A 17,866-nucleotide genomic window follows, 5' to 3' on the forward strand; every position below is an offset into this window, starting at 1 on the left:
CTCAATCTGGTGATTATGGCATGAAGGTAACACCCCTTCCCATACCGAACAGGTAGGTTAAGCTTCAATGCGCTAATGGTACTGCAGGGGCAACCTTGTGGGAGAGTAAGTCGTCGCCAGGTAAACAAAAAAACACTAAGTCTAACTTAGTGTTTTTTATTTTGCGTAAATATATATGAAGTTATGAATTAATGTAAGAAATTTGAAGTAAAATTTGTCTGCTTCATATAATGCTCATACTATGGTGCCCTTTAGCTGTTTCCTCATTACAAATTTTTGCTTTGTTTCTGCATGAATAGTAAAGCCCAAGTTTTTATACATATTAACAAACCCCATAAAATGTTTAAGTTCATCTGTAGTTTCTTTTTCGGGATATACTTCAACATAATCATAACCATCATTCGTCGCGTCTTGACAAGCATATTGCAATAATTGTTTTGCTATTCCTTTTCTTTTCATATCAGGTGCAACAAGAAAACAATATATAGACTTTACTTTATCATTTGCGTCAATCTCCAATTCATTTACTTGTGGCATAAAACGATACCAGCCGATACAGTTCAAACATTCTGTCTTTGTATTTGCGTTACACCAACCAACGATACAACCGTTAAAATATGCTAAATATCCTTGCATTTTTCCGCTCCTAACATATTCAATAGCCATTTCTTTTCTTTCTTCACGCGATGGAATACCTGTTCCGAAACGGTGGTCGGCACTACACCAACACTCACAATAACAGGTATGCTCAGGGATATTGTCATCATGTGGCGTCGTCTCGAAAAAGTTTATATATTCTTCTACGTGAGCAGGTGTTAATTTTTTAATTTCAACATTCATTCCATTACCTCCACTAATATAAATAATCTGCCAAATTCCTATTTATCTGTCAGTTTGAAAAACGACTAAGTTGAATGATAATACAATTATGCCTTGATTATAGGATAATTATAACATATATGACATAAATTATCATCATGTTTTAGCAAAATTACATTTGAGAGGAATTTCTACTCACCGCAATATTCAGTTTTCAAAGAACATTTTAATTAATCTATTTAATTCGCATTTTTCTCATATGCTGTCTCAACAAAACCTATATCAATTTAAAAGTTAGTTATTAACTTAGCTTTGATAATGATACTATCGAAAATGGAGTAGTTGCTTTTGCAATTGAGCTTCTAATATAAAACACTGAATAAGTAAAATAAATACATAAACAAAATTGACTAAATTGTTACTATATGATATTCTAACGAAGAATATATATATATTTGGAGTTTTTATAAATATAGAAACATAAAAGGAGTTACAATGAAATACGAATATAAAACACTTGCTGATATTAGACACAAAGTTTTTACGGCCGTAAGTAAGATGGCTTTCGAAGACAATTTAAAAGAAATAGAGAATATCCCATATGAAATAATTCCTGGAGATGTGGGTAAGTATAGAGAAAGTACATTTCTTGAAAGAGCAATAGTTAGTGAGCGAATCCGTTTGGCAATGGGACTAAATTTAAGACCGAGTGATAAACCAAGAGCAATTACGGAGGGGTTAGAGGGGGCAACAAAACCCTCAAAATATTATGAACCGCCGCTTGTAAATATTATAAAATTTGCTTGTAATTCTTGTCCAACAGATAGCTATGAAGTTACAAATATGTGCCGTGGCTGCTTAGCACACCCTTGTGTAGAAGTATGTCCTAAAGACGCAGTTAGTATAGCTAATGGGAAAAGTGTTATTGATCAGGAAAAATGTATAAAGTGTGGTTTATGTGCTAAAGTGTGTCCGTATTCAGCAATAATAAAACATGGGCGGCCATGTGCCATGGCATGTGGAGTGGATGCAATATATACGGATGAATATGGCAGAGCATCAATAGATTATAATAAATGTGTTAGCTGTGGAATGTGTATGGTAAATTGTCCTTTTGGAGCAATATCTGATAAAAGCCAAATATTTCAACTAATTCAGGCAATTAATCAAAAGAAAGAAGTAATTGCAATTGTAGCTCCATCATATGTGGGGCAGTTTGGTAAAAATGTTGGATTTAATGATTTTAAAAGAGCAATGCTTATAATTGGATTTAAAGATGTTGTTGAAGTTGCAATTGGTGCAGATATTTGTACAATTGAAGAGGCAAAAGATTTTATAGAAAATGTACCTGAAAAACTTTCATTTATGGCTACTTCATGCTGCCCTTCATGGTCTGTTATGGCTAAAAAATTATATCCGCAGTATGCTGAAAATATTTCCATGACTTTGACTCCAATGGTTTTTGCTGCTCGACTTGTGAGAGAAAAACATAAAGATGCAAAGATTGTTTTTGTTGGGCCATGTAGCGCGAAAAAATTAGAAGCTTCCAGAAAAAGCGTAAAAAGTGAAGTGGATTTTGTAATTACATATGAGGAATTATCTGGGATATTGGAAGCCAAAGAAGTAGAAATAATTGGTACAGATAAGAGCCTGAGTAATGAAGCAACTGGTTCGGGAAGAGGCTTTGCGGTTTCAGGTGGAGTTGCTAAAGCTGTAGCTGATTTGATAAAAAAAGAACATCCAGGGCAAGAAGTGAAGATTAAAGCTGCGGATGGACTGAGAGAATGTAGAGAGATGTGTAATGATGCCATAAGAGGAAAGTATAATGGATATCTCCTTGAGGGAATGGCGTGTCCGGGTGGATGCGTGGCTGGAGCTGGGTGTATTGTTAAACCTAACATAGCTGGTGCTCAGGTTAAACAAGCAGCTAAAAATTCTGAGCTGAAGATTTCAGATGAGTCTAAATATGCTGATAAACTTTACTTATTAGATGAAAAAAATTTAGAGGAAGAATTGAAAATTGAACTTGAACTTGAAAGAGAACAAAATCTTATTGAAATCGAAAAAAATTAAATGATGATATGGATTAGAATAATCTTTAAATAAAATTATCACGCACTGAGTGAAAATTTCATTTGAAATAGTATGTATGAATGATTTTGATACAATGGAAAACCCTTGAATTCAGGGGTTTTCATTATTTTTTGGATTAAATTTAAGCTTGAATTAAAGACTAAAATAACAAAAACTTGGATTGAATTAAAATAAATATCAATAAAGGGTCACAGAAGAAAAATGATACACTGTATTACCTCCTAAGGCTATCTACAATTACTTTGGCGCAATCTCTAGCTCCGTTTTCGGTAGCTATATTTTTTGCGAGGATATTTGAATTCTCAACAATTGTATCTTTAAGAGCATAGTTAATTGCGGCCGCAAGATTGTCAGAGGTAAGTCTCTTTATTGGAATAGATTTGGAACCAACACCTAAATCATTAGCTCTCTGTGCCCAGGCATGTTGGTCGTTGGCAAAAGGGATTATAATGCTGGGAACGCCTGCTTTAAATCCGGCAGCGGTTGTTCCAGCTCCCCCATGATGACAAACAGCAGAAACTCTTTCAAAAAGCCATGAATGTGGTATACCGTCAATAGTAATTATATTCTTAGGTAAATTATCAAACTTGCCCATTCCGCAGATGATACCACGTTTATCACTCTTAAAAAGGGCATCTATTATTAATTTAGAGAGAGCCTCTTTTTGATCGGTATGAAAAACACTTCCGAACCCTATATAAATAGGCTTATCACCAGAATTTAAAAAGTCTGCTAATTCCTTAGAAGGAGTATAATCCTCCTGTTCTTCAACAAACCAATAACCACATTGGTGAATATTTACATTCCAGTCACTTGGTTTTTTGAACACAAAATTACTACAGGAAATAACAGCTGGTTGTTTCTTGTTCCTGTGGCGTTCATAAGGTCGTCCAAATTTTTTAGGGAGACCACTAAATTCTTTCTTCCAAAGACTTTTCACTGAATCCTTTGATGCCAACCACAGCATCCCCTGAAGCATATGATAGCTAATAATATTTTTTAATGGGCTAGGCTTAATCCTTCCATACTGAATAACAGAAGTCTGTTCCTTTGTCTTATGAATAGGGAATGGAGAAGCTAAAATAGAAGGTATTCCTAGTTTCTCAGCTGCAAAATAACCCAGCGTAACACCTGGGTGATAAATGATTAGTTCGCTTCCCTTACATGCAGCATAATATTCATTGGCTATGCTAACACCGTATTTTTTCATTTTATTAAAAGCTAGCAGCATTTTAAAAGGATTATCCGCTGTTTGGGCCTCCTTAAGCATTTTTTCATCAACATTGAGGGTTTTAAAATCAGCCTGAATAGAATAAAAATCTATGCCATAACTTCTTATGAATTCCTCCATGTCTCTCAAGCCTGTAATACGAACATCTTTACCTAGCTTCTTAAGCTCCTGGGCAAGGGCTATATATGGTTGAAAGTCTCCTCTAGATCCGGCACAAAGTATTGTAATCATATTTTTTATTCTCCTCTTTTATAATCCAACAACCTGTTGTATGATTTACAGTATACCTATGTTTTTACTAATCATCAACCGACAATATAATAGTGAGTGTCGGATTTTAAGGAGAAGATAAAATGAATAAGCAACCGGAGGTAACCGCACAGACTAAGCAAAACCTAATTGATGCGTTTTGGTGCCTGTACTGCGAAAAAAGAATAGAGAAAATAACTGTAAAAGAAATCACGCAAAAGGCAGGCTATAACAGAGGAACCTTCTACGAATATTTTACAGATATTTATGATGTCCTTAAGCAAATAGAAGAATCCTTAATACCTACATTGCATGAATTACCGCCAATTACTATTGCTAATGAAAATATGGGTATGCCAATAGATATGTTTATGAAGCTGTATGAAGAGAACAATAAATATTACTCTGTTTTACTTGGGGATAATGGTGACCCTGCTTTTGTAAGCAAACTTAAAAATTCCACAAAGCCTATACTAAAACAGGCATTCTCTGAAAAGCATGGTCTAGACCCTATAGAACTTGATTTTATTTTGGAGTATGTTCTTTCAGCCATGATTGGTATTATGAGTTATTGGTTTAGGCAGGATAAAGTGTTGACTGCAGAGGACCTGATTGCTTTAATGCATGATCTTATGGAGAATGGTGTTATGAAACATTTATCAAAATGACTGAAGGGGTACTTTATCATTACTCCCATTTGAAAGAATCCACACCCCTCTTCTAATAGGAAATGCACCCGAGGGTACTTATTTATTAGTTACTCAAGCTATTGTTTTAAGCTACTTCAATAAGAAGGGAATTAAGTATTATGAGTTAAGGATTGTGTTATTGAGTTTATAAAAATAATAAATCTCCACTTAAAGACTGACATACTGATGTCATTCATTATTTGATATAATTTATAGTAAGTAATGGAAAATTAATATATGGAAAATATGATAATGAATTAGAAATGATTTAACAAAGGATTTAGTGGAGTAGAATTTTCATCGGTCAGACGGATTTTTTTGGCGAATAAAATTCTATAGAGGGGGTTTATTAATGAGTATTAATAAAAAAAATTATCTAAGTATAGAAGAGATCATATCATTACCAACCGTATCAGATACAAATATAAGTGATGATGGCAAAAACGTAGCATTTGTCAAGAGGACAACTAACTGGAAAGACAATAAATATAGTAACCATATATGGATATATGAAAAAGAAAAGGGGCAATGTTACTCATTAACAACTGGAGATATAGATTGTACACACCCATTATGGTCTCCGGATTCGAGACACATTGCATACCTTAGTTCAGTTGGTGACGGGGATAATACTAAAAATCAGATCTTTGTTAAGTCAATAGATGATTATAGTAGGGTTCAGATTACTGATGAGAAAGAAGGAGTAAGTAAATTCAAATGGGAGCCTACTGGCAAGGGTTTTTATTATATTGCTCAGTCAAAAGAATCTGAGTCGATAAAGAAACGCAAGGAAATATATGGAGATTTCCATCATATAGGCAAGGAATACCAGAATAATTGTTTATATTACATTGAATTAGCAAAAGGGATACAAAAATCTAATGCTAAACATGAGTGTTCAGAAGAATCTGGTAGTGCTGGTGAGAATAAACTCGAAAAGGAAAATAGCGATGCATATCAATTAACTGATGGTAAGGATCTTCATATACATGAATTTGATATTTCAAATGATGGAAAAAAAGTTGTATTTATGGCTACACCAAGCCCAAATGGGGAAGATTGTCTGAATGGAGACTTATACATACTAGATATTAAATCTGGAGAGTTACATAAGATGAATGGAAATAGGTTATTGGGAGGGAGCGTTTGCTTTTCTCCTCATGGCACCCAAATATGTTATACAGCAAGCATAAGGGAGAAGGATTACTATAAAAACCATATAAGAGACAGTATACTAGAGATATACGATATTAATAGTGGAGAGCTAATTCAACCTTTAACAGATTTTGATAGTACGGTTATTCCAATACGATGGACAGCTAAAGGGATTTTAATTAGATGGCAGAATAAAACTAATTATCTTATTGGGTTACTATCGAAGGATGGTAAGGTGGACATGTTAAGCGAAAAAATAGATTGCTTTATAATGGAAGCTTCTATAACAAGGGATGGAAATCATATATCCTATAATAAGTCTATAACAAATGAAACCTTTGAAGTCTATTTAGATGATAAAAAAATAACAAATGAAAATAGCTTTTTTAAAGGAAAACTTAAAAGTAACAGGGAAATAATCTCATGGAAAAGTAGTGATGATCTTGAAATAGAAGGGGTTTTATCAACTCCAATAGAGTTTGATTCAAATACAAAATATCCCTTATTAGTGGTAATCCATGGTGGTCCGGGTTGGGCATCATTTCCAATATTTTCAGACTGTTTTAATGAGAAATATCCTATTGAGCAGTTTATTGAAAAGGGCTTTATAGTTTTAGAACCAAACTATAGAGGAAGTTCAGGTTATGGAAATGAATTCTTAAAATCAAATTACAAAAAACTGGGAATTGCTAACTACGATGATGTTATATCTGGAGTTGATAAACTAGTTGACAAGGGGATTGCAGATAAAGATAGAGTAGGGGTTATGGGGTGGAGCAACGGGGGATATATATCAGCTTTTTGTTCTACATTTAGTAATAGATTTAAAGCTATTTCAGTTGGAGGCGGAATTAGTAATTGGAGTACCCAATATGTAAATACAGATATGCCTTACTTTGATAGGATGTATTTAGGAAATAACCCATGGAATGATCCAGAGATATATGCTCAAACTTCGCCAATAACATATATTAAATCAGCCTGCACTCCCACCTTAATCCAACATGGCGAAATGGATGCAGGAGTTCCAGCTCCAAATGCATATGAGCTATATCAAGGACTAAGGCATATGGAAGTTGATACAGAATTGGTAATATTTAAAGGAATGGGATATAGTTCTGACCAGCCAGGAATTAATATGGCTATTATGAAGCAGAACTTGATGTGGTTTTCACACTATATTCTTGGAGAAAGTATGAAAGATTTTAGGGTTTTATGATTAAGACAGGGTAATTGCACCCTCGACGATACAGGAATGTATTGTTGGGGGTTTTCTTATGCTTTAATTAGTTGGATTAGAATAATATGAGCAGAACCGTACCATAAGTAAATGAGGTTTTTACTAAAATTGGATTTTGAAATGTAATGATAAAAGTTTGGATAACGCCTACAGGGTTGGCTATAGTAGAGGCCTTCCTTGTGGTGTTTTTTTTTATAATTAAACAAGAATATATAAATAAAAAAGCAGTAGATAAACATTTGACAAATATATCATTTATTGATATATTATATTTAATGATATATCAATAAATGATATATATAATAGGAAGGAGGATTTTATGCCAAGAAAAGATTCTATTGATATGGGGGAACTAACAGATTCTGCTTTTTATATTTTATCTAGTGTTATTGAGGAAAAGCACGGATACCTAATTATGAAAACTATTGAGAACATTACTAATAATGAAGTTACTATTGGTCCTGCATCACTTTATACAACACTGAAAAAGCTTTTAGCAGCAAATTTGGTGGAGTTAAATTCTGACACAGATGAAAATAAAAAAGTATATAAAATAACAAATAAAGGACGAGAGATGCTTATAAAAGAGATTGAGCGTAAAAAACAGATGGTTAAATTTGCTCAAAATTTTTTAAAATAGAAAAGGGGGATATTTATGAAAAGTAAATATGTAATGATTAGTGGACTTGCCTTTAGTGAAGAAGGTGATATGGAAAAACTAAAAAATTATGCAAGTCAAGGTTGGATATTAGAAGACATAGTAGGGGGCTTTTTCTATAAACTAAGAAAAGATAAGCCTCAAAACATAGTATATAACCTAGATTACCAAACAGATACAAATGAAGAATACTTCACTATATTTAAAGAAGCAGGATGGAAACTTGTTGTTTCTATAGAAAATTATATGCACATTTTTTCAGCACAAGCTGGAACTAAACCTATTTATAGTGATTGTGAATCAGAAATAGATAAATATACAAGTATAAGAAATCGAACAAGAAAAGGAACTCTATATTCTTTAATAATAGCTATAGTACTAATGGGGTTGCTAGTTGTTTCCTTAATTGTTATTAAACCTATATTTCTGATTATCCTTGGATTATTAATAATTGATATATTTATATTTGTCTTTAATTTTATGCCTTATTTAGCATATAATTCAAGAATTAAGCAAATAAAAAAATATGGTAAGTGTAATAGTAAAGCAATAGATAATAAAAGTTCATGGAAATTATATGCAATTGCAGCCGTTCTATGGTTAGCTATAGGAATATGGCATTTAATTGGGAAACTATATTTTTCTGCAGTATTTTTTATAATTTTTGGTGTTTTTTTTATTTTTTCAAGTTCAGCCTACTTTAAGAAATATAAAAAGTCTTTATAAATTATATACAAATTAAAGAATATGAAGATAGTGGTGATAGATTTAATTTATATAAAGTGAAATGTGAGGATGGAGAGATTTAAAACTTAAAACATTTAATGAACAAAGTGTTCCAATAGTATTAAATGATGCAATTTCCAACCTTCTAAATATTTTGCTGGTGTCTCAGTATTTTTGAATTAGCAGTGGTAACTTAGTTGGCAAGAAAGATGCTAAGATAGTTACTACTGATACTAGTATTGTTGAAGTAGCCTAGACAAATAGTGCCTGTGAGGGCACTATTTTTGTGCTTAAACATCTAAATAAGGAAGAAGGGTTAGATTATGTTTTGATTATGGACATGGTGGAGAAGACAGTGGGGCCTTATACAATGGAAGGAAAGAATCTAATGATCATAAATAAGTAATAAAAATAGCTTTAACTATTGACATTATATGGTTAAGGCTATTTTTATAAGTGTAAATACCATATCATAAGTAAGTTATTAGTTTGTTATAAATTTAATAGGATGTAGTGTATTTATTATTTAATTTAAAATTGAATTTTTAGTCTTGACTCTCCTCTTACAGGAGAAAGTATTCTTTAAATACAGGAAATATTTTCAAAACAAAGAGGAGGAAAAACTATGAGAAATATAATTTTGGTAGAAAATCTTAAAAAGAGTTACAAGTCTAAATTAGTAGTAGATGACCTCTGTTTTAGTGTTAAAAGAGGAGAGTTTTTTGGATTGTTAGGTCACAATGGAGCAGGAAAATCAACAACTATAGATTGTATTTTAGGCTTAAAAAACTTTGAAAGTGGAACAGTAAGAATCCTAGATATGAATCCAAAGAAATCAAGAAAGGAATTATTTGAAAGGGTAGGAGTTCAACTTCAATCATCATCATATCAAGATAAAATAAAGATTTATGAGCTCTGCGAAGAAATATCTGCTTTATATAAGGTCGCAGATGATTATAAAAGGTTACTGAAGGAATTTTCATTAGAAAAAATGAAGAATAATTATGTAGCAACATTATCAGGAGGAGAAAAACAGAAACTAGCAATATTACTAGCTTTAATCCCAAAGCCAGAAGTAGTTTTTTTAGATGAATTAACTACAGGTTTAGATACAGAAGCAAGAAGAGAAGTTTGGAAACAACTGAAGAAGTTAAAAAAAGAAGGTGTAACTATTTTACTAACATCACATTATATGGATGAAATTGAAGAGTTATGTGATAAAATATGCATTATAAACAATGGTAAAGAAGTAATTAGTGGAACTGTAGAAGAAGTTATTTCCGCAAGCCCATATACAAAATTAGAAGATGCTTATTTATGGTATATGGAAAAGGAGGAAGTGTAAAATGAAAAGGTTTTTAACATTATTAAAGGTTGAGGGGAAATTAGCTTTAAGGGGAATTGATATAGTATTTTTTGGTGTAATTATGCCCGTTGGAATTGCTATGTTAATAGGACTGATTAGTGGTAACAAGCCAGCTTTTGAAGGAGCAACCCATACGTATATTCAAGAAAATATACCAGCTATAATTACAGTAGGAATATGTGCAACAGCATTTATGGGAATACCTCTTGGTATCTCAGATTATAGAGATAAAAAAATATTAAAGCATTACTTTGTTACACCAGTTAGCCCTTCTATAATATTGTTTGTTCAAGTAGTTATAAATATGATAACATCCATTATATCAAGCGTAGCAGTTATTATTACCATGAAAATATTTTTCGGATATGAAATGACAGGATCAATAGTTAAATTTATATTGGCTTATCTTCTAGTAATGGCATCAATGTATGGATTTGGAATGTTAATAGCCAGCTTGTGTAGAAGTGTAAAAGTGGCTAATTTAGTTTGTACAATAGTTTATTTTCCAATGCTATTCTTATCAGGAGCTACAATTCCATTTTCGATATTACCAGATGGATTACAAAAAATATCCAATATATTACCTCTAACCCAAGGAATAAAATTGTTAAAAGGGTATGCATTAGGATTAGAAGTAAATTTAACAATGACAATATTAGTAATGGTAATTTCAATAGTAATACCAGTAATACTTTCAACAAAGTTATTTAAATGGGAATAAAGGAGGATATTAATATTATGGATAATCAATATAGGTGTGATATAAAGGAGAAAACAACACTGTATAAAATAGGATTGTTTTCTCAAATGAATAAAGTGACTATTAAAGCTCTTAGGTATTATGATGAAATAGGAATATTAAAACCAGCTCTTATAGAAGAATTTACAGGATACAGATATTACTCTTCGGAGCAGTTACCAATATTGCATGAAATTTTAGCTTTAAGACAAATGGGATTTTCTTTAAATGAAATAGAAAAAGTACAAAATAGAGTATCAGTAGAAACAATATTAAGCAATAAGAAAACAGAACTATTAAGAAAAATTGCAGAATATACAATGAAGCTTTCACAAGTAGAACATTATCTAAGTAATAAAAATGAAAGCTTAAAGTATAATGTTATACTTAAGGATTTACCAGAAGTAATAGTTGCATCAATGAGAGTAACTATGCCAGATTATAATTATTTATTTGATATTGTTCCACCTATGGGGAGAGAAATGGAAAGACTAGATTGTATTTGTGCAATACCAGAGTATTGTTTTAATATTTATCATGATGGTGAATACAAAGAAAAGGATATAGATGTAGAAGTTTGCGAAGCTGTAACAGAAATGAAAGAAGACTCTGATATGATTAAGTTTAAGAAAATTGCAAAAGTAGAAGCAGCTGCATGTGTACTTCATAAAGGTAGCTATAGTGATTTACCTAAAGCATATGCTGCCTTACTTAAGTGGATTGAAGAAAATGGGTTTGAGTTAATTGACAATCCAAGGGAATCATATATTGATGGTATATGGAATAAAGATTCGATTGATGATTGGTTAACAGAAATACAATTCCCAGTGAAAAATATTGTTGATTTCATAGTTCAGCCCGGTGTCTTGTAGGTAGCAGAAATATACATAAATTTAATTGTCATTATTATATAGTATTTGGAAAAGAAAATCTATGCTAAAAAACTTAGGAAAATTAAAAAGTCTACGTTTTCGGAACTACGAGATTTTTTTTCTATGAAATTGATTGACAATTATTTCAAGGTAGATTACAATTTTCCTATTAATAAATATATCTATTAATAAATTTATCTAAAAGGGGGATGCTATAATGAGCAGCTATAACGCAGTATTAGCAAGAAATACGGAAAATGCTCCAAAAAATATCGGTCCATATTCACAAACTGTAGCTTTCTCTCATTACAATAATCTTTCAGCTCAATTACCTATTGATTCAAAATCTGGTAAATTAGTAACTGGTGGCGTAAAAGAGCAGGCGAAGCAGTGCTTTAAAAATATCAAGGCAATTGTAGACAGCATTGACCATGTTATGAGCGATGTTGTTAAAATCACTGTATTCGTTAAGAATATTAAAGATATTGACGCTGTAGACGAAGTTTATAAAACATTCTTCCCAACCTATGTTCCTACACAGACGATAGTTGCAGTTGCAGCTTTGCCTATGGATGCTTTGGTGCAAATTGAAGCGCTTGTTTCAAACGGTGAAGGTACAATTCCAAACGCACCACAAGCAGGCGACCTCATAAAGCTTACAAATAACACGGCAAATGCGCCAACAAGTCTTTTATCTACGCAAGCTGTAGCTTTTTCTCATTACAATAATCTTTCAGCTCAATTACCTATTAATCCAAAATCTGGTAGAGTGGTAGCTGGTGGTGTAAAAGAGCAGGCTGGACAGTGCTTGAAGAATATTAAGGCAATTTTAGAAAGTATCGACGTTCCTTTTGACGATATTGTTAAAATTAATATATTCCTTAAAAACCTCTCGGATATTGAAGCCGTAGACGAAGTTTATACAACATTTTTCCCAGACTCGGCTATCGCAAGGGCCGTAGCCTATGTACCTGCACGGACAACAGTTGTAGCTTCAGCGCTGCCTATGGATGCTTTGGTACAAATTGAAGCAGTGGTGTCACACGGAGATGGTACACCTCCACAACTTGTTGAAGACAGGCATGGACTCATCATAGAAGCAAACAATACGGAAAATGCACCAAAAAATTCTCTATATACACAAACTGTAGCTTTTTCTCATTACAATCATATTTCAGCTCAATTACCTTTAGATCCAAAAACTGGTGAAATGGTAGCTGGTGGTGTAAAAGAACAGGCTGGACAGTGCTTAAAAAATATCAAGGCAATTTTAGAAAGTGTTGACCACGTTATGGACGATGTGGTTAAAGTAAATATATTCCTTAAAAATATCGCAGATATTGATGCTGTAGACGAAGTTTACAAAGCTTTCTTCCCAAGCGGTGTTCCTGCAAGAAGAACAGTTGGCGTATCAGATTTATCTAAAGATGCATTAGTCCAAATCGATGTAGTTGTAGCAAACGCTGAAGGAACAGCTCCAAAAGCATAACAGGCATTTGTTTGTAAATACAGGAACTATTAAAGTTACTTGTTAATGCCGACGGTGAATGCGAAATCGCATATCCTGATTAAAAAAGGAAGCTGTCTCAAATGAAAATTGAGACAGCTTCCTTTTTTTAACACCGCAGATGAAAAAGCATCGAGATTTTAGCCGATTATGGCAGAAATCTTGATGCTTTTTTAGTTTCCCTCTTGTTAAAAATCTTCGAAATCCGTAATCTTCCTTATTTCTTTGTAACCAGCATATTTTCTCTGTTTTTTTAAGTATTCCTCTGCCTTTTCGTAGTGTCGTTGGAAAGGTGGTTTTCTTTTGCCCGTTCCGCTCACAAAGACAATATCCTGAGATTCCTTTTAGGTTTTTAAAGACTCAAATATATCGAGCAATCTTTCATATAAACCTCCTCAAATTCCTGCTTGATAACAACAGGAGTGAAGTATATATATCATAAAAATATTTTAACAGAAAAGTCACCTATTAATCAATTTTTATTTAACCTTGGGTTTTTATTATAATTCTCAGTAACTGTGTTAAAGCATATTGAGCAATTTATAAAAGAATCTACTCAAAAAGATTACAAAAGAATAGAACTGATATTACCATTTTGAGATCAAGAAGTACTAGAAAATACAGGTAAGATATCCCATGAAATGGCTGTAGCAAAAGCTTGTGAGGAGGTATAAGCAGCTATAATATATATGAACATTTAATAACATTTATATACATATAAATACTATTAATGGTTAAACTAATAGTAGAGGTGATCATATATGCATGAATATGTGAGTATAACAAAAGCTGCTCAAGTTTTAGGAGTAACTCCAAAAACTATGAGAGTATGGGATAAAGAAGGGATACTTAAAAGCTATAAAACTCCAAAAGGTCATAGAAGGTATTTACTAGATGAAATAGAAACTTTAGCGCTGGGCAGAACTACGAATACCACTGTAAATATAGATAATAAAGTTTATATATATTCAAGAGTTTCTACAAAAAAACAATTTGAAAACGGTGATTTGGACAGACAAACTCAAAGATTAAAAGAATATTGTTTAAATAAAAATTATGAAGTTATTGGGACATATAGCGAAATAGCCTCAGGATTAAATGACAAAAGAGCAAAGTTAATTAAAATGTTATCTAACTTAAATGGGATAAGTAAAATAATTGTAGAATATCCAGATAGATTAACTAAATTTGGTTTAAATTATTTAATAATAATGCTGAAAAACCTAGGAATCGTTGTAGAATTCGTTGAAAGTAATGAAAATAACTCTGTAAACGAAGATATGACTAAAGATATTACAAGTATAATAACCTGTTTTTCTGCTAAATTATATGGTGCTAGTGGTGGGAGAAAAGTTAAAAAGACTTTAAAGGAATTGGCTCTAAATAAAGCTGAGTAGAATAGGTGGTAAATAATTATGAAGATAACTTCAAGGTGCTTACTTTATAATCCAAGTATTGAACATTTTCAAATAATTGTTAATATGATGGAACATTTTTGCCCAGCAAAACATTATGCATATAAACGTCTTGAAGAAAATAGGTTTAATGCAGAATTTAAGATTCATAATTTAGATAACATTATATCTAAAAAATATAAATTAAATTCAAGACAATCTAAAGATGCTATAGAACAAGCTAGGCAAACTCTGATTTCACAAGAAAAATTATTAGAATTGAACATCACAGAATATGAAGGTAAGGTAGAAGCTATTCTCAAAAAATTTGATAAAGGCGTTAAAGCAGATAAAAGACAAGGGCTCATCTCTAAACTAGATAAACGACTAAGAAAGCTTTGTACTTACTTGAATTATAAAAGAAATAACACATTACCAAAAGTTATATTTGGAAGCAAGGATAATTTTTATAGCCGTTGCAAAGGTAAAATATCTAAAGAAGAATATCAGCTTAGACGAAATAATCACTTTGTTTCTCGTGGGGACAAAACAAAAAAAGGTAATCCTAATCTTAGAATTGTTATTAAAAATGGAGAATCTTTTCTTGAAATAACAACGCTAGAATGTACTGTTAAAGAACCTAGATTAAAAACTGATGGAACGTATACAAAGTTAAAACCAATTTATAAAAAGATTTTAACTCCCATATATATACCACAAAAATTATCTGTGAAAACTGGTAAAATAAATGGATTTGATTATAAGTCTGCACTATTAACTCAAGTAGCTAAGGAAGAACCTTATCAAGTTGAATTGCTACTTAAAGAAGGTAAAATATACGCACATGTTACTTTTAATTTAGCTAAAACCGATTTAATTTGTACTGGGCATAGCTTTACTATAGGAATTGATACTAATCCAGATGGGTTGGCGTTAACTATGATAGATAATAAGGGCAATTATAAATGGCATCATTATTTGAAAAACTCAGAACTTTTGACAGCAAGTGGTAATAGAAGAACTAATTTATGTGGTGAGTTAGTTAAAGAGGCAATTTTAACAGCACAAACATATTGCTGCGCAATAGCTGTAGAGGATTTAAAATTTATTAAAGATAGAGATGTTCATTCTAAAATAGCTAGAAAAACAGCACAATTTTGTTACAGAGTTTTGCTCAGCACATTAGAATCTGTTTGTTACAAAAATGGAGTTGAATTTATTAAAGTTAAACCACAGTATACAAGTAAGATAGGGTTGTATAAGTATTGTCATCAATTTGGTATGGATGTTCACAATGGTGCTGCTATGGTTATAGCAAGAAGAAGTTACGGATTTAAAGAAAAAGTACCTAGATTATATAGAAACCTATTTAAACCGATACCAATTATAAAAAAAGAAGAGCTGATTTACGAAAATATTAATTATTCTAATGAATGGAGTAACTGGTCTAATGTTTCAAAAGGAATGAAAATGATTTTGCAAAAGGATTGTTATCCAAGATTCTTTATAGAGAATCGTAAGAATATAAAAGATATGATTCTAGCTTGATACAAGTTTATGTTTAAACTAGATCCTTGCACAAGTACACGTAGAGAAAGGCTTGTGTTAGTTACTAAGCAGGGCTTACTGCCCCAATTCTTCTGAACTTTAATTTTTATCAAAATTAAAGGCACGCTGGGATTGCTGAAGTTTCTTCTGAAATTTAGGAGCTGAGCAAAAACCTGTAAAAAGCTCGCATCTATCTTCAAAAATTAAATTTATTTTAATGAAAGGAGAAGGTGTCTAAATATAAAATATTCTGACTTGTTCAGATTTGTTTAGATTTAGGAAACCAGGTAAACAATATGAATCTTAACCCTAATCAAAACTACTCTAAAAAAGGTAACTATGAAGGCAAAGAAGAAAATGATGCAACATCAACAGCTAAATGTGGATGTGGATCACAAACAATAATATTACTATTATTGTTTGATGGATCAAAAGAAAAGACCATCTAAAGTATAATGTACCCTATAGGGTAGACGATTTTAAAAAAGTCTAACCTATAGGGTATTTTTATGTGTAATGGGGGTTACGTACACTATTCTTTATTGACAAGCATGCTTGTGATGAGAGATTTATCGCCATGGCAAAAGCAATTGGAATCAAAGAAGCTGATAAGCCGGAGGAGTTCACGATGGTGTTCTCATTGCCGCTGGTGCAGTTGTGACCAAGGATGTACCTGCAAATGTTATTGTATGTGGTGTTCCTGCGAAAATTATCAAGAAAATCGAAACCAGTCAGGAGTAATCTATTATTTATCGAATACGATACCTACAGCTTCCGAGCAACCGGGAAAAATTCAAGCCGGTGATATCATGCTTTATGGCGATGGCTGTCTAGTCGTGTTCTGTGAAACCTTCTCAAGTTCCTACAATTATACACGTCTAGGATATATTGAGGATGCGGTCAGTTTTAAGAAATATATAGGAAGTAATTTAAATCTTGGATTATCTTTCTCTTACTGATTAGCTTTAGCTAATTTAAAGTGGAGGTTTGCGAGTTTTTTTTAATATATGAAGTACAAATAGGGGGAGAATTACTTAACCAGGAGTATCATGATGCGAAATATTGAATTATTTGCACTTATATGTAGGAATGTGAAGATAGTTTAGATAGGTGACCTATTGGCTAAAATTGTACTTATATATATATGATAGAATACTCCTTGTCGTCACATGATGGCAAGCAAGTTGGTCTTTGAAAATTAAACAGAGAAATAGGTAAAATAGCGAAATAATATTTCGCTTGACCAGTTAATTACTTTAGATAAAAAAGTAATTTTAGTCGTAAGACTAAAAAGTATGTAATGAGCTTGCGTAACAACTTAACAGTTGTCGCAGATTATTCATTTCAAATAAAAAGTGTAAACTTTTAAATTGAGAGTTTGATCCTGGCTCAGGACGAACGCTGGCGGCGTGCCTAACACATGCAAGTCGAGCGATGAAACCCTTCGGGGTGAATTAGCGGCGGACGGGTGAGTAACACGTGGGTAACCTGCCTCAAAGAGGGGAATAGCCTCCCGAAAGGGAGATTAATACCGCATAATATGTTTTGATCGCATGATTGAAACATCAAAGGATTTTCT

The 17,866-nt window shown here is 32.3% G+C and carries 16 protein-coding genes, 2 rRNA genes and 1 pseudogene; 17 read left to right on the forward strand and 2 right to left on the reverse strand.

The features are described from left to right. Positions 1–5: 5 nt before the first annotated feature. Positions 6–122, forward strand: a 5S ribosomal RNA gene (rrf, locus tag ACREVU_RS06375). Positions 123–234: 112 nt separating this feature from the next. On the opposite strand, the gene ACREVU_RS06380 is transcribed toward rrf, so the two are convergent. After that, positions 235–840, reverse strand: coding sequence for a GNAT family N-acetyltransferase (locus ACREVU_RS06380; protein ID WP_431550785.1), 606 nt, complete (start codon positions 838–840; stop codon positions 235–237). A gap of 474 nt (positions 841–1,314) precedes the next feature. On the opposite strand from ACREVU_RS06380, the gene ACREVU_RS06385 reads away from it, so the two are divergent. Further along, positions 1,315–2,892, forward strand: coding sequence for a 4Fe-4S dicluster domain-containing protein (locus tag ACREVU_RS06385; RefSeq protein ID WP_431550786.1), 1,578 nt, complete (start codon positions 1,315–1,317; stop codon positions 2,890–2,892). A gap of 235 nt (positions 2,893–3,127) precedes the next feature. Here the strand turns inward: ACREVU_RS06385 and ACREVU_RS06390 are convergent, their stop codons facing one another. Then, positions 3,128–4,375, reverse strand: a complete 1,248-nt coding sequence (locus ACREVU_RS06390; protein WP_431550787.1) for a glycosyltransferase — start codon at positions 4,373–4,375, stop codon at positions 3,128–3,130. A gap of 122 nt (positions 4,376–4,497) precedes the next feature. Here ACREVU_RS06390 and ACREVU_RS06395 point away from each other — a divergent pair, with 122 nt between their 5' ends. The 15 genes and pseudogenes from ACREVU_RS06395 to ACREVU_RS06465 all read left to right on the forward strand — a co-directional run. Then, positions 4,498–5,061 (forward strand): TetR/AcrR family transcriptional regulator, encoded by a 564-nt coding sequence (locus ACREVU_RS06395; protein WP_431550788.1) that lies wholly within the window; start codon positions 4,498–4,500, stop codon positions 5,059–5,061. 373 nt (positions 5,062–5,434) lie between these two features. Beyond that, positions 5,435–7,456, forward strand: coding sequence for a S9 family peptidase (locus ACREVU_RS06400; protein ID WP_431550789.1), 2,022 nt, complete (start codon positions 5,435–5,437; stop codon positions 7,454–7,456). A 146-nt stretch (positions 7,457–7,602) separates the two neighbouring features. Continuing rightward, positions 7,603–7,767 (forward strand): hypothetical protein, encoded by a 165-nt coding sequence (locus ACREVU_RS06405; protein ID WP_431550790.1) that lies wholly within the window; start codon positions 7,603–7,605, stop codon positions 7,765–7,767. 29 nt (positions 7,768–7,796) lie between these two features. Continuing rightward, complete coding sequence (locus tag ACREVU_RS06410) at positions 7,797–8,117, forward strand: PadR family transcriptional regulator (protein ID WP_431550791.1); 321 nt, start codon at positions 7,797–7,799, stop codon at positions 8,115–8,117. A 15-nt stretch (positions 8,118–8,132) separates the two neighbouring features. After that, positions 8,133–8,861, forward strand: coding sequence for a DUF2812 domain-containing protein (locus ACREVU_RS06415; protein ID WP_431550792.1), 729 nt, complete (start codon positions 8,133–8,135; stop codon positions 8,859–8,861). A 318-nt stretch (positions 8,862–9,179) separates the two neighbouring features. Further along, positions 9,180–9,254, forward strand: a pseudogene (locus tag ACREVU_RS06420) (N-acetylmuramoyl-L-alanine amidase); the annotation flags it as partial. 232 nt (positions 9,255–9,486) lie between these two features. Beyond that, the gene (locus ACREVU_RS06425; RefSeq protein WP_431550793.1) at positions 9,487–10,206 is read left to right on the forward strand and encodes an ABC transporter ATP-binding protein; all 720 of its coding nucleotides are present in this window, start codon (positions 9,487–9,489) and stop codon (positions 10,204–10,206) included. 1 nt (position 10,207) lies between these two features. Continuing rightward, positions 10,208–10,948: an ABC transporter permease gene (locus tag ACREVU_RS06430; RefSeq protein WP_431550794.1), complete on the forward strand. Its 741-nt coding sequence runs from the start codon at positions 10,208–10,210 to the stop codon at positions 10,946–10,948. A 17-nt stretch (positions 10,949–10,965) separates the two neighbouring features. Continuing rightward, complete coding sequence (locus ACREVU_RS06435; RefSeq protein ID WP_431550795.1) at positions 10,966–11,838, forward strand: MerR family transcriptional regulator; 873 nt, start codon at positions 10,966–10,968, stop codon at positions 11,836–11,838. A 217-nt stretch (positions 11,839–12,055) separates the two neighbouring features. Beyond that, positions 12,056–13,327: a RidA family protein gene (locus tag ACREVU_RS06440; protein ID WP_431550796.1), complete on the forward strand. Its 1,272-nt coding sequence runs from the start codon at positions 12,056–12,058 to the stop codon at positions 13,325–13,327. 779 nt (positions 13,328–14,106) lie between these two features. Next, on the forward strand, positions 14,107–14,742 hold the full coding sequence (locus ACREVU_RS06445; protein ID WP_431550797.1) for an IS607 family transposase: 636 nt from the start codon (positions 14,107–14,109) through the stop codon (positions 14,740–14,742). A gap of 18 nt (positions 14,743–14,760) precedes the next feature. After that, on the forward strand, positions 14,761–16,287 hold the full coding sequence (locus tag ACREVU_RS06450) for an SSO2105 N-terminal domain-containing protein (protein WP_431550798.1): 1,527 nt from the start codon (positions 14,761–14,763) through the stop codon (positions 16,285–16,287). Between the two features lie 296 nt (positions 16,288–16,583). Beyond that, positions 16,584–16,736 carry a hypothetical protein gene (locus ACREVU_RS06455; RefSeq protein WP_431550799.1) on the forward strand — a complete coding sequence of 51 codons (153 nt, stop codon included), beginning with the start codon at positions 16,584–16,586 and terminating at the stop codon, positions 16,734–16,736. Between the two features lie 240 nt (positions 16,737–16,976). Beyond that, on the forward strand, positions 16,977–17,246 hold the full coding sequence (locus ACREVU_RS06460; RefSeq protein WP_431550800.1) for a cyclophilin-like fold protein: 270 nt from the start codon (positions 16,977–16,979) through the stop codon (positions 17,244–17,246). Between the two features lie 407 nt (positions 17,247–17,653). Beyond that, a 16S ribosomal RNA gene (locus tag ACREVU_RS06465) occupies positions 17,654–17,866 on the forward strand; the annotation flags it as partial.

Source organism: Clostridium sp. (assembly GCF_050717535.1).
GTDB lineage: Bacteria > Bacillota > Clostridia > Clostridiales > Clostridiaceae > Clostridium_AD.